General features: G+C 74.5%; 10 protein-coding genes. 4 read left to right on the forward strand and 6 right to left on the reverse strand.

Annotation, left to right across the window (positions count from 1 at the left end):
- Positions 1 to 364: 364 nt before the first annotated feature.
- Positions 365 to 1,696 (forward strand): ALF repeat-containing protein, encoded by a 1,332-nt coding sequence (locus ABZ495_RS36050; RefSeq protein WP_359840188.1) that lies wholly within the window; start codon positions 365 to 367, stop codon positions 1,694 to 1,696.
- A 92-nt stretch (positions 1,697 to 1,788) separates the two neighbouring features.
- Here ABZ495_RS36050 and ABZ495_RS36055 read toward each other — a convergent pair whose 3' ends face one another.
- Positions 1,789 to 2,520 (reverse strand): SDR family oxidoreductase, encoded by a 732-nt coding sequence (locus ABZ495_RS36055; RefSeq protein WP_352286426.1) that lies wholly within the window; start codon positions 2,518 to 2,520, stop codon positions 1,789 to 1,791.
- 159 nt (positions 2,521 to 2,679) lie between these two features.
- Between ABZ495_RS36055 and ABZ495_RS36060 the strand changes: the two genes are divergently transcribed.
- Positions 2,680 to 3,270, forward strand: coding sequence for a helix-turn-helix domain-containing protein (locus tag ABZ495_RS36060; RefSeq protein WP_359840190.1), 591 nt, complete (start codon positions 2,680 to 2,682; stop codon positions 3,268 to 3,270).
- A 201-nt stretch (positions 3,271 to 3,471) separates the two neighbouring features.
- Here ABZ495_RS36060 and ABZ495_RS36065 read toward each other — a convergent pair whose 3' ends face one another.
- Together ABZ495_RS36065 and ABZ495_RS36070 are read right to left on the reverse strand one after the other, a co-directional pair.
- Positions 3,472 to 3,849 (reverse strand): hypothetical protein, encoded by a 378-nt coding sequence (locus tag ABZ495_RS36065; RefSeq protein ID WP_329485546.1) that lies wholly within the window; start codon positions 3,847 to 3,849, stop codon positions 3,472 to 3,474.
- A 213-nt stretch (positions 3,850 to 4,062) separates the two neighbouring features.
- Entirely contained in the window at positions 4,063 to 5,247 is a 1,185-nt protein-coding gene (locus ABZ495_RS36070) for a cytochrome P450 (protein ID WP_359840192.1), read from the reverse strand.
- A gap of 262 nt (positions 5,248 to 5,509) precedes the next feature.
- On the opposite strand from ABZ495_RS36070, the gene ABZ495_RS36075 reads away from it, so the two are divergent.
- Positions 5,510 to 7,537: a serine/threonine-protein kinase gene (locus tag ABZ495_RS36075; RefSeq protein ID WP_359840194.1), complete on the forward strand. Its 2,028-nt coding sequence runs from the start codon at positions 5,510 to 5,512 to the stop codon at positions 7,535 to 7,537.
- 42 nt (positions 7,538 to 7,579) lie between these two features.
- Here the strand turns inward: ABZ495_RS36075 and ABZ495_RS36080 are convergent, their stop codons facing one another.
- The 3 genes from ABZ495_RS36080 to ABZ495_RS36090 all read right to left on the reverse strand — a co-directional run bounded on the left by ABZ495_RS36080 (position 7,580) and on the right by ABZ495_RS36090 (position 12,168).
- The gene (locus ABZ495_RS36080; RefSeq protein WP_359840196.1) at positions 7,580 to 8,992 is read right to left on the reverse strand and encodes a DUF2252 domain-containing protein; all 1,413 of its coding nucleotides are present in this window, start codon (positions 8,990 to 8,992) and stop codon (positions 7,580 to 7,582) included.
- A gap of 185 nt (positions 8,993 to 9,177) precedes the next feature.
- Positions 9,178 to 10,776: a ricin-type beta-trefoil lectin domain protein gene (locus ABZ495_RS36085; RefSeq protein ID WP_359840198.1), complete on the reverse strand. Its 1,599-nt coding sequence runs from the start codon at positions 10,774 to 10,776 to the stop codon at positions 9,178 to 9,180.
- 165 nt (positions 10,777 to 10,941) lie between these two features.
- Complete coding sequence (locus ABZ495_RS36090; protein ID WP_359809117.1) at positions 10,942 to 12,168, reverse strand: SpoIIE family protein phosphatase; 1,227 nt, start codon at positions 12,166 to 12,168, stop codon at positions 10,942 to 10,944.
- Between the two features lie 347 nt (positions 12,169 to 12,515).
- Here ABZ495_RS36090 and ABZ495_RS36095 point away from each other — a divergent pair.
- A partial coding sequence (locus ABZ495_RS36095; protein WP_359840200.1) for a helix-turn-helix transcriptional regulator occupies positions 12,516 to 12,751 on the forward strand: 236 nt, incomplete at its 3' end.

The raw sequence follows: 12,751 nt of genomic DNA on the forward strand, positions 1-12,751 counted from the left end.
TTTTTTAATTTGTTGTGATAATCATATCGCAGCGGTGGTGTGCCGCTAGGCGGCAACCGAGCGGCACATCACAACGAGGCGAACGCAGTCTGATGCGGCACTAGGAACGGCCGGTACCGGCACGTCCTGATCGTGGTGGGGGAGGCCCGGAGAGCGGTTCACGGCCGCTCCGGACCTCCCCTCCGTCCGTCAGCCGCCGGTGCGGACGCGGGCCGTGGTCGCGGGCGATGGTCGTCGGAGACCCAAGGTCCGGGACGTGACGGAAATGTGTTCGCGTGTGAGGGGTGGTGTCGGGATACGATCACCCGGCCGACCATCGCGCAGCCGCGTCGGGGTCGTCCGTATTCAGATCCTGAGGTGACCGTTGAAGATCCGTCGTTCGCTCGCTACCGCCGTCCTCCTGGCCACGGCCGCCGCGCCCGTCGCCCTGGGCAGCACCCCGGCGTTCGCCGACAGTGCCCCGGCGGGGCAGGAGCAGACGGACCCGGCGGGGACGAAGACGGACGACGAGAACCGGGCGGCGATCGAGAAGCTGCTCGTCTACCCGAACAGCTACCTGCTCACGGCGCCGAGCGAGTACCTGCGCGAGCACGCGGCGGCGGCCCTCGCGGGCACCCCCGAGGACCGGGCGCGCTTCCTCGCGTCGCAGGTGGACCGCATCCGACGGGACGACGCGCGGATCGCGATTTCGCGGATCATGGGCGCCGGCGGTCCGGCCGTGCAGAAGGCCGCCAACGCCGTGTTCCCCCTGGACGACATCGAGGCGTTCCGCGCCTTCCTGAACCACGGCCAGTACGAGGCGCGGGCCGAGGACGAGAATCGCGCCGAGGTGCAGCGGATCCTCGACGACCCGAAGAGCGGGCCGGGTGTGCGCGAGGGCGCCCGGCAGGCGCTCGCGGGGAGCGCCGCGGATGTCGAGCGGTTCCTCACGGTAGGCCTCAAGAAGGCCGGTGAGGACGACGACCGGGTCCTGCTCGGCCAGATCATGGCCGTCGGTGGCCCGGCGGTGCGGGCCGCCGCCGGCGCCGCGCTCGACGGCACCATCGACGACGTCCGTGCCTTCCTCAAGGTCGGCCAGTTCGTCGCCCGGGCCGAGGACGAGAACCGCGCCGAGGTCCGGCGGATCCTCGACGACGCGGGTACCGGCCGTCACGTCCGGGAGGCGGCCGAGAAGGCGCTCGCCGGCAGCGCGGCGGACGTCGAGCGCTTCCTGAAGGCGCAGCTGGAGCCGCTGCGGGAGAGCGACGACCGGATCCGCGTCTCCCAGATCGTCGAGACCGGGACGCCCGAGGTCCGGAAGGCCGGCCTCGCCGCGCTCGAAGGCACCGCCGCGGACGTCCGGGCCTTCCTGGCCGAGGGCCGGTTCACGGCTCGTGCCAAGGACGAGGCCGCCGCGAAGGCCGCCGCCGAGGCCGCCGCGAAGCCCGCCACCGGGGCGGTGCAGAGCACCTCCGGCACCACCCAGCCGGTCCCCGCGGTGGTTCCCGCCGCGGTCACCTCCGGTACGACGGCCACGACGGCCACGACGGCCACCTCGGCCACCTCGGCCACCGCGGCCGTCCGGGGCACCGGTACCGGCACGCTGGCCGCCACCGGCTCGACCGCTCCGCTCGGGGAGCTCACCGCCGCCGCCGGCGCGGCCGTCCTCCTGGGCGCCGGCGCGGTCGTCGCCTCGCGCCGCCGCTCGCAGGCCTGATCCACCCCTCTCGCCGACCGGTGCGCCGCTCGCACCGGTCGGCGAGGTGTTTCCCGGGCCCCGGCCGGGCCGGCCGCACCGGCTGCGCGGACCTACCCCTGGGCGGTGGGGCGGACGACGATGTCGCCCACATCGACCCCGTCCGGCTGCTCGATGGCGAAGGCGATGGCGCGGGCCACCGCGTCCGGCGGGAGGGCGATCTCCATCAGCTTGTCGATCTGGGGCTTCACCGACGGGTCCATGTGCTCCGCGAAGTCCGTGCGGACGGCGCCGGGCGAGACGACGGTGACGCGCAGGCTGTCGCCGGCCTCCTGGCGCAGGCCCTCCGAGACGGTCCGTACGGCGTTCTTCGTCGCCGCGTACACCGACTGGAGCGGCACGATGCGCAGGCCGGCGGTGGACACGGTGTTGACGAAGTGTCCGGAGCCCTGCTCCCGGAAGACCGGCAGGGCCGCGGCGATCCCGTACAGGACGCCCTTGAGGTTGACGTCGATCATCTGCTCCCAGTCCTCGACGCGCAGGTCGTCCAGGCGGGAGATCAGCCCGACCCCGGCGTTGCCGACGAGGACGTCGAGCCTGCCGTACCGGTCGCGGGCCAGCTGGACGAGGCCGGTGAGGTCGCCCTGCCGCGTCACGTCCGTGCGGATCCAGGCGGCCTCGCCGCCGGCCTGTTCGATACGGGCGGCCAGGGCCTCCAGGCGCTCTGTGCGGCGTGCCCCGAGGACCACCTTCGCGCCGCGCGCAGCCAGCAGGAGTGCGGTCGCCTCGCCGATGCCGCTGCCGGCGCCAGTGATCGCCACGACCTTGCCTTCGATTCCCGACATACGGGACCGTCCTTCCGCAACAGGGGAACAGGGGAACAGGGGAACAGGGGGCGGGGGCAGGCCGGGCCGTGCCCTAGAGTTGAAAGTGGAGGGTCCGCCACTTCGCCCAGACTAAGCGGAGGATCCTCCACTTAGCAACGGAGGAGGAAGAGGCCGCCGATGACCCGAGCTTCAGGGCGCCCGCTGAGGGCCGACGCGCAGCGGAACCGGGACAGGATCCTGGCCACCGCGGTGCGCATGTTCACCGAGGAGGGGCTCGACGCGACCTTCGAGCGGATCGCCGCGGAGGCGGGTGTCGGAACCGGCACCTTGTACCGCAACTTCCCGACCAGGGAGGCGCTGGTCGAGGCGGCGTACCGCAACGAGGTGGCCCGGCTCTGCGACGCCGTCCCCGGACTCCTCGCGACCATGCCGCCCGCCGAGGCCCTGCGCGCGTGGACCCGCCGCTTCATCGACTACGCCACCGCCAAGTTCGGCATGGCTGACGCCCTGCGGGCGGTCGTCGCTTCGGGCGGCAATCCCTATGCCGACAGCCGCGAGCTGATCCAGGGCGCCCTCGTTGCCCTGATGGACGCCGCCCGCGCGGCCGGAACGATCCGGTCCGACATCAGCGCGAGCGACATGTTCGCCGCGCTCGCCGGCATCGCCCTCACCTCGGCCGGGCCGGACCAGCGCGAGCAGGCCGAACGCCTCCTCGACCTCACCCTGGACGGACTGAAGGTGGCCCCGGCTCCGCCGTCCGGCGACTGACGGCGAATTCCCAACGCCCCGGGCTCGCGACGGGGTTCATCCCCGGCGGTCCGACGGACGGGTGCCCGGCGGCTGACGCCCGCCGGTGTACCGGCCGGCACCGACGACGAGGCTCCGGCCCCCGGAACGATTCCCGGGGGCCGGAGCCACGTGCCGCAGCGGACCGGCCGGTCCGCCGGTCCAGCTGTCGGGTGCCGCAGGTCAGCCGTTCGCGCAGATCACGTAGACGCTGATGCCCACGCTGCTGCTGCCGGGCTGGCGGCCGATGCCTACCCAGCCGTTGGCGCCGTCCGTCGGGAAGCTGCCGACCAGGACCGCCTCGTTGCCCTGGGCCTCCGCGCCACCGCCGATCGCCCGCTTGCCGGCGGGACAATTGACCGTCCGGCGCTGGAAGTTGCCGACGTTGGCGTTGCCCAGCTTGACCACCTGGTAGCCGTCGATGGCATCGACGGCCTTCACCGATGCCTGGCGCTCCTGCCCGGCGGCGCCGTCGTCGTTCGCCTGCGCGACCCACCCCGTGCCCGCCGCCAGCGCGACCGCCAGCAGTCCGGCTCCCAGCACGTGCGTCCTACGCACCATGGTCGTCTCCCCTTCGGTGGTGGCGGGCCCGCCGGCGGCGGAACCTTCGCCACCAGGGCTATCGGTTCTACCGGGCAGGGGAGTTGAGCCAAACCCCACCTTGGGATGAACACAGAGCGTTCGCGACTTCCCGGCCCCGCGCCGGTGCCCCCGCCGTGCGCGGTGCCGTGCGCCCCCGGCACAGGGGAGCGGCGGACAGCGCGGCGGTGCCGCCTACAGGCGGACCGGCAGGGCGACGAGGCCGCGCACCAGCCGGGAGCGGCGCCAGGAGAGTCGGTCGGGCGGGACGGCCAGCCGCAGGGTCGGGAATCTCTCCAGGAGGACCCGCAGGACGATCTCGATCTCGGCGTGGGCGAGCGGTGCCCCGACGCAGCGGTGGATTCCGTGCCCGAAGGCCAGGTGGCCGGCCGCGTCGGGCCGGTCGAGGTCGAGCCGGTCGGGGTCGGCGAACCGCGCGGGGTCGCGGTTGGCCGCGCCGGGGCAGACGAACACCGGGGAGCCGGCGGGGACTTCGCTGTCGCCCAGGCGCACCGCCTCGGGAGCCCAGCGCCAGGTCGCGATGCTCACCGGCGCGTCGTAGCGCAGCAGTTCGTCGACCGCGGCCGGGATGCGGTGCGGGTCGGCCACCAGGCGTCGCAGGTCGTCCGGGTGCCGGAGCAGCGCGAGGACGGCGTTGCCGATCGCCGCGGTGGTGGTCTCGTGACCGGCCACCAGCAGCAGCACGGCCAGCGACAGCAACTCCTCCTCGCCGAGGCGGCCGGCGTCGCTGTCGCGGACCGCGATCAGCTCGGAGAGCAGCGAACCGTCCGGCCCGGACCGCTTGGTGGCGATCAGCTCCGCCAGGTAGTCGGCCAGCGCGTGCGAGGCCGAGTCGATCCGCTCGTGGTCGCCGGTGGCGAACAGGTCGGTGGACCAGCCGCGGACGGCCGGGCGGTCCTCCGGTGGGACGCCCAGGAGTTGGCAGATGACGGTGACCGGGAGGGGCCCGGCGAGGTCCTCGACGAGGTCGACCTCGCTACCGGCTGCCCAGCGGTCGACGAGTTCTTCGGCGAGTGAGCGGACGTACGGGCGGAGTCCGTCGACCACGGCGGTGGTGAACGCCCTGGTGACCAGGCGGCGGAGCCGGGTGTGCTCCGGGGGATCGGTGGCGAGCATGGTGCGGGCGACGGCCGGGTGCAGGGACCGCTCGGACGGCTTGTCGGCGAAGTACGCGCCGGTGTCCTTCGACAGCGGGGCGGTGAGGGCCTGGCGGGCCGCGTGGTAGCCGGTGACGACGGTCGCGGTGCCGGGGCCGCCGCCCTCCATCGTGATGCGCAGGACCGGTGCGGCCTCGCGCAGGGCGGCGTAGGTGGGGTAGCGGTCGCGGTAGAACGCCGGATCGGCGAAGGGGGAGGCCATGTCGGTCCCTGGGCGGTGTCGAGCGGGCCGCCGCCGGGCGGCGGCGACGGAGCGGACGGTGTCGGAGGTGGCGCACTGCTGGGCTACCGGTCGTGGCCGGACGGCCTCGGCTCGGATGCTACCCGCGCGGGCGCCGCCGCCGGTCGGCCGCCGGCCGGGACGGCCCCGACGCGGGGCCCCGTGGAATGCACAGCCGTCGGACCGGTCTCGTAGAGTGGCGGAAGCGGCGGGGGCCGTGCGACACGGGGGATTGCGAGGCGCCTTGAACGCTGAGGGGACGCGGATCGCCGACCGGTACCGGTTGGAGGTACTGCTCGGGCGCGGCGGGATGGGCGAGGTCTGGCGGGCCCACGATCCCCGGCTGGACCGCGGGGTCGCGATCAAGTTCCTCGCCCCGCAGTCGGCGGCCGGCGCGGTGGCCGCGCAGCGGTTCCATCGCGAGGCGCAGGTCACCGCGCGGTTCCAGCACCCGGGCATCACCCAGATCTTCGACAGCGGCGAACAGGGCGGCCGGCTCTACCTGGTGATGGAACTGCTCCGGGGCCGCGACCTCGGGGAGGTCCTGCACGGGCGGCCGTCGGGGCTGCCCGTCGACGAGGCGGTGGAGCTGACCGCGCAACTCGCGGGCGCCCTGTCCTACGCGCACCGGCTGGGCATCGTCCACCGGGACGTCAAACCCGCCAACCTCATGCTGCTCCCCGACGGCACGCTCAAGGTGTGCGACTTCGGACTCGCCGGGTACGTCCGGGCCGACTCGGGTCTCACCCGGGAGGGCAGCGTGATGGGCACGCCCGAGTACATGGCCCCCGAGCAGTGGCGCAGTCCCCGGGTCGACGGACGGGCCGATCTCTACGCGCTGGGCTGTGTGCTCTTCGCGCTGCTCACCGGACGGCCGCCGTTCCCGGCGCGCGGCGGCCTCTGGACCCTGATGGTCCAGCACCTCCAGACCCCGGCCCCGCGTCTCGCCCCGCTGCGGCCGGAGGTCCCCGACGAGCTCGACGAGCTGGTCGCGGAGCTGCTCGCCAAGGATCCGGCGGACCGCCCGGCCGACGCGGGAGCCGTCGTGGCGCGGCTCCGGGCGGTCGGCCGCCGCCCGTCCGCGCCGGAGCCGCGGACGCCCGTCGTTCCGGCCGCCGTTCCCGCCGCAGTACCCGCCGCAGTACCCACCGCTGTTCCCGCCGTGGTGCACTCCGGCGGTCTCGGGCTGGAGCTGCACCGCAACGAGTTCCTCGCCCCGGGCGCCACGGAGGCGCACACGATCCTGACGGTGACCGGCCCGAGCGGGGCCGCCGACCGTGCGGCGGCCGGCGTGCCCCGCGCGCTCGTCCTCCTGGTCGGACTGTCGCCGGAGCTGCCCGAGGCGGACTTCCGGGCGGTCGGGGCGGCGGTCGCGGCCGTCATCGACGGCCTGGACGAGGACGCCTCCTTCGCCGTCGTCGCGGGGTCGGCGTACGCGCGGATGCTCTACCCCGACACCCAGCGGCTGGTCCGGGCGACCGCGGCCGCCAAGGCCGGGGCGCGGGCGGCGCTGGCCGGGCTGGAGCCGGTCGGCGCGGCGGCGTTCGGCCGCTGGATCCGGCTGGCCGACCGCCTGTTCGCCGGCCACGCCGACGCGGCGCGCACCGCGATCCTGCTGACCGACCTGGAGGCGGCGGCCGAGAGCGCCGACGACCTGGCCGCCGCCCTCGCCTCCTGCGCGGGCCGCTTCCCGTGCCACGCCCGGGGCATCGGCGAGCGGTGGTCGGTGGCCCAGGTCCGGTCCGTCACCTCCGCGTTGGGAGGCACCCTCGACATCGTGCCCGCCCCCGCGTCGCCCACGGGGACACCGGGCCTCCAGCGGGAGCTGGCCTCCCTGGTGGACCGGACCCGCCGGGCCGGGCTGCGCGACCTCGCCCTGCGGATCACCACGTACGACGGTGGCGGGGTGCGTTACCTCAAGCAGGTCTCCCCGCAGTTCGAGGACCTGTCGGAGCGCGGGCAGCCCGTCGGCCCCGGGGTCACCGAGTACCCCGTCGACATCGCCGACGACGAGTCGCTCGACTTCCACCTCTGTGTCGGACTACGGCCCGGGCTGGAGGGGGAGGAGGTCGTCGCGGCCGAGCTGGAGATCGTCCAGCTCCCCCCGACGGGTGACGGCCGGACCCTCGTCCGGGCCCGGATGCCGGTCCACCCGGTCGGTGATCCCGCCCGGCCGGGCCCCGAACCGGTCGCGGTGGACCGGGAGGCGCTCCTGCGCGCCATCGGGGAGGGGCTCCGGGCCGACGGCCGTTCGCGGCCGGCCGAGGGCTGATCAGCGGGCCCCGGGCGGCGCGACCCGGCGGGCCGCGACGGCTCAGCCGGCCTCGGCCGGGAGCCGGCCCGCCGCGACCGCCTCGACCAGCGCCCGGTGGTCCCGCTCGTTCCGGTCCGCGTACGCCTCGGCGAACTCCACCAGGGCCCGGTCGAAGGCGTCCCGCTTCCCCAGGTAGGCGGCGATGGCGATGCGGTCGCCCGACCGGGCGTGCGCCCGGGCCAGCGTGGCGCCGCACAGTTCGCCGAAGGCCCGCATGCCGCGCGGCACCATCCGCTCGGCCACGACGATGCCCTTCCAGTCGCGGAGCTGACGGATGTAGAAGTCCCGCCGCCTGCCGTCGATGCCCTCGACCCGCTCCCAGCCCAGGAAGATGTCGCTGGTGGCCTGCATCAGCCGCTGGCCGGAGACCACCCGCTCGCCCTGGTTGTCGTACCGGCTCGCGCCGACGTACGGCGCCAGCACCGATTCGCCGGCCTCCTTGGCCTGGAGGAACAGCGGGTCCTCGCCGTCCCGGCCGAGCAGCAGGAAGATCCAGCACCGGGTGCCGACGCTGCCGACACCGACGACCTTGCGGGCCGCGTCCACCAGCCGGAACGCCGAGAGCAGGGTGCGCCGGTCGGCGGCCATGGTGCTCGCGTAACGCCGCACCAAGCCGTGGAACAGCTCCATCAGCGCGGTCCGCTCCACCTCCGGCAGGAGGTCGGCGATCGGGACGAGCAGCGGCGGGTCGGCGGCGATCCGGACCAGGCCGTCCGTCACCTCGGTGAGCTTGCCGAAGGCCTGGAGGCTGTCGCGGGTGCGGGCCTTCGACATCGCCTCGTCGAGCCCCCGGCGGGCCCGTTTGGAGACCCGGCCCACCGCCAGCTCCCGCAGCCGCTGCGAGTCCAGCTGGGCGTACCAGACATCCAGGTTGCGCATCCCCGCGAACCGCCGCATCGCCTCCCGGTACGAGCGGACCGCCGTGGCGACGATGTCGGCGCGCTGCGCCCCGTCGAAGTCGTTCGCCCGGCCCGCGATCACCAGGCTCGACGCCAGCCGCTTCACGTCCCACTCCCACGGGCCGGGCAGCGTCTCGTCGAAGTCGTTGATGTCGAAGACCAGCCGCCGCTCCGGCGAGGCGAGCAGCCGGAAGTTCAGCATGTGGGCGTCGCCGCAGAGCTGGACCCGGATGCCCGAGTCGGGGGTGCCCGCGAGGTCGGACGCCATGACCGCGGCCGCGCCCCGGTAGAAACGGAACGGGGACTCGGCCATCCGGGCGTACCGGATCGGCACCAGCTCCGGCACGCGCAGCGCCGACTGGGCCGCCAGGATCGTGAGCGGGTCGGGCCGCTCCGGGCCCGGCCGGTACTCGGCGTGGGCGGAACGCGGTGTCGTCCGGCGTGCCGCCCGACCGGCCGCCGCCCGCTCCTCGGGGGTCGCGCGCCGCACGGGACGCGCCTGGTCCTGGCCCATCCGGTCCTCCTGTCCGACCGCGGCCGCGCTCCCGGCCGCCCACCTGCGGAGGAGCGCCGGCCTGCCCCCCCCGGGGGAGGGAGGCAGGCGTGGCGGCCCTGCTCCGATCATGGCCGCCCCGGGCCGATCCGGCTCGCGGTGAGCCGGATCGGCGTCCGGCCCGTGCCGAACGTGGCCCGGCCGGGTCAGACCGCCGAGTACCAGACCTGGGCGCCGGTCCCGTTGCAGGTCCACAGGTTCAGCGGAACGCCCTGGACGGCGGTGGACTGCGGGTCGTCCAGGCACTTCCCGGACGCGGGGTTCAGCAGGTAGCCGGTCGGCGACGGCAGCCACTGCTGCGCCGTGGAACCCGAGCACGGCGCGAGCAGGACCGCGCTGCCGGCGGTCCCGGCGGTGCCCGCGTCCAGGCAGGCGCCGGTGGAGACCCGGAGCGTGCCGTCCTTGACCAGCTGCCAGTTCTGCTGCGGGGTGGCGGCGCACGTGTGGAGACTGACCGAGGTGCTGTTCTCCGCCCCGCCGCTCAGGCAGTAGGTGGTCGCCTTGTTGGTGAAGGCGCTCCAGATCGGCTGCCCGCTGTACGGGTACCGCCAGTCCTGGCCGCCCGCGCCGCAGCTCCAGAGGACCAGCTGGGTGCCGTTGGCGGTCGACGCCCCGGGGTCGGCCAGGCACTTGCCGGACTGCGGGTTGAGCAGGCCCTTGGCGTTCTGGGTCCAGACCTGGGAGCCGGTGCCGTTGCAGGGGTAGAGCTGGACGGGCGTCCCGTCGGTGCGTCCGCCGCCGGTCACGTCGAGGCACTTGCCGAGCGCCTTGACCGTGCCGTCGTTGCCGACCGTCCAGGTCTGCCCCGGCGTGGTGGCGCAGTCCCAGATGTCCACGGGCATGCTGTAGCCGGTGGGGTCGGCCGCGTTGTTCCCGGCGTCGAGGCACTTGCCGGGCAGGCCCGAGGTCACGTTCCCGGTCGGTAGGCCGGTGGCCGGCTGGTAGGAGAAGGAGTTGGTGGCCAGCCCGGCGCCGCCGTTCCAGATCTCGAAGCCCGCCTGTACGGAGCAGAGCTGCCCGTCGGCGGGGACGTAGCCGCGCACCACGGCGTCGGCGGTGATCGTGCGCAGGTTCAGGGCGTAGGCGTAGTTGCTCGAACCGGCGAGCAGGTAGCTGATGACCTGCTTGCCGGTGGCGTTCTGGTACTGGTAGACCTGGTACGTCCGGCCGCCGAGGGTGACCTGCTGGGCGGCGGTGCCGAGGGGGACGGGACCGCCCTGCCGGTCGAGCCAGATCATCAGCTCGTGCGAGGTGGTCGGACCGCATCCGCCGGCCGTGTCCGCGTACCAGAGGTCGTAGGCGGCGTTGTACTGGCCCGCGACATGGGTGGTGGTCTTCCAGGTGGTCAGGGTGTCGCCCAGGGTGGCCACCGGGGCGGGGAGTTCACCGGGCCGCGGTACGTACTCGATCCGGGTGTACGCGCCCGGGGCGCCCGGGCTGCTGTTGGTGGCGTTGGTGAGCGCGCTGGAGGTGACGGTGAAGTTCGCGCCGCCGTCACTGCTCATGCAGACCTCGGCGGAGGAGTTCCACTCGTCCGGCATGATCCGGTAGCGGCCGTCGCCCACCAGCGCCGAGCCGAACGGCCCGGTGGTGGAGCTGCACAGCGCGACCGCCGGGCTCGCCGCGGCCGCTCCGGCCAGTGCCCCCTGCAGCCCGCCGACCAGCGCGAGCGCCACGACGACGGCGCGGGCCCGCCGCCGGAACACGCCGCCGCCCGGCCGCCGGCCATGGTGATGAAGCCTCAAGTCCGTTCCCCCTCGTGAGTGCCGGGTCCGCCCGACGGATCAGACTGTAGTGCGAGCCCGGCCCCCGGCCGGTGACCGCGTTCCCGCGGCGGAACGCGCTGGCGCGGCAGCGGGTCGACGGCCGGGCCCGGTGTGGAGTGCCGCGCATCCACCCCGGGCCGGGGGTCAGAGGCGGACGATCACGAGCGCTGTGTCGTCGGTCGCGCCGCCGGGCGGGAGCAGCTCGGTGAGGACGAGGTCGGCGAGGGCGTCGGGATCGAACCGGCGGTGGCGGATGAGCGCGTCGGCGAGCCGGTTCAGGCCGGTGTCGATGTCCTCGCGCCGCCGTTCGACGAGGCCGTCGGTGTAGAGGACGAGCGTGTCGCCGTGGGTGAAGCCGGCGACGGCCTGGGGCCGGGCCTGGTGCTCGGGGCGGGCGCCGAGCGGCGGGTCGGTGGCCCGGTCGAGGAACTCGACGGTGCCCTCGCCGTGCAGCAGGACGGGCGGCGGGTGGCCCGCGCTGCTGTAGGTGACGGTGTGGGCGTCGCAGTCGATGAAGGCCGTGGCGACGGTGGTGGATTCGGCGCCGTCGACGAAGCGGGCGTAGAGGCCCAGGACCTCCAGCGCCTGGGCGGGCCCGACGGCGACCCGGGAGGCCGCGCTGAGGGCGCTGCGGAGCTGGCCCATGACGCCCGCCGCGGTGAGGCCGTGGCCCACCACGTCGCCGACGGCGACCGCCACGCGGTTGGCCGGCAGCTCGACGAGGTCGTACCAGTCGCCGCACACGTTCAGCGCCCCGACGGCGGGCCGGTAGCGGACCGCGGCGAGGTGGTGCTCAAGCGGTCGGGGGCCCGGGAGCATGGCCTCCTGGAGCGCGAGCGCGACCTCCCGTTCGCGGTCGTGGGCCTCGCGCAGGCGCTCGTTGACCTCCTGCAGTTCGCGCGCGCGGGTGTAGAGCTCCGCCTCCAGGACGCGGGCGCGGTTGCCCTCGGGCATACCGTGGGCCCGGATGAGTTCGGTGATCTCCTCCACCCGGTGGACGAGCAGCACCACTTCGCCGCCCGGGGCCAGGACGGGAGCGTTGACCGGGCTCCAGTAGCGCTCCTCCCACTCGTCGGCTCTGCCGGCGGACTGCACGTCGTAGCGCTGGAGGGCCATGGTGTCGCGTTCGCCGCTCGCCAGGACCCGCTGCAGGGAGACCCCTAGGTTGCGGCTGCCGGTGGCGTCCGGATCGTTCGGATTGTCGGGGAAGACGTCGAAGAGGTACCGGCCGACGAGCTGCTCGCGGGTACGGCCGGACATCCGTACGAAGTCCTCGTTGACGTCGACGTACACCAGGTCCGGGGTGAGGAGGGCGACCATGCCGGGCAGGGCCTGGAACACCGCGCGGTAGTCGACGGCCGGGAGGCTCATGGCTCCGCACGGGGGCCGGGTGCGGAGCCGTCAGCCTCCCGGCCCACCCGTCCGAGGAGGGCTCCGATGGACCCGCCGCGGCCGTGGCAGCCCGTGACGGACCGGCTCCGCCGGTCGAGTTCCTGGTCCATCGCATGCCTCCGACAGCTGTGGCACTCCCCCTGCCACCATCAGTGATTCGGGCACGCCACGCCAGCCGGGCCGGGCGGCCCCTGTGGCGGCTGCCCGCCGTCGGGGCAACGCTGGAGGGGAAGGCCGGGCGGGGAACCACCCGGCACCCACGCCCGACGGGGGCGACCAGGTCGCTGATGACCACGGAGCGTGACCCTCGGCACCGAGGAGTCGATGTGGACCAGAACTCCGGACCTGACGCCGCCCAGCGGGTGGATCCGGCCCTCGTCGCCCGGCGGATCGATGACCGCCGTCGCCAGCTCGGGCTGACCGAGGAGGCGCTGGCCCGGCAGACCGCGATGGCGCCCCGCTACCTGCGGCACCTGATGGAGGCCGGCCCCGCCTTCGACCCGGCCGCCTTCGTCAGGATCGCCGCCGTGCTGCGGACCACCTACGGCGAGCTGCTGTCCGG

The organism is Kitasatospora sp. NPDC005748 (assembly GCF_040630735.1).
Classification (GTDB): Bacteria; Actinomycetota; Actinomycetes; order Streptomycetales; family Streptomycetaceae; genus Kitasatospora.

Excerpts from the sequence above, each read along its gene's own strand:
- ABZ495_RS36060 (WP_359840190.1), top strand. The coding sequence starts at position 2,680 with ATGACCCGAGCTTCAGGGCGCCCGCTGAGGGCCGACGCGCAGCGGAAC.
- ABZ495_RS36070 (WP_359840192.1), bottom strand. The coding sequence starts at position 5,247 with ATGGCCTCCCCCTTCGCCGATCCGGCGTTCTACCGCGACCGCTACCCC.
- ABZ495_RS36065 (WP_329485546.1), bottom strand. The coding sequence starts at position 3,849 with ATGGTGCGTAGGACGCACGTGCTGGGAGCCGGACTGCTGGCGGTCGCG.
- ABZ495_RS36080 (WP_359840196.1), bottom strand. The coding sequence starts at position 8,992 with ATGGGCCAGGACCAGGCGCGTCCCGTGCGGCGCGCGACCCCCGAGGAG.
- ABZ495_RS36090 (WP_359809117.1), bottom strand. The coding sequence starts at position 12,168 with ATGAGCCTCCCGGCCGTCGACTACCGCGCGGTGTTCCAGGCCCTGCCC.
- ABZ495_RS36055 (WP_352286426.1), bottom strand. The coding sequence starts at position 2,520 with ATGTCGGGAATCGAAGGCAAGGTCGTGGCGATCACTGGCGCCGGCAGC.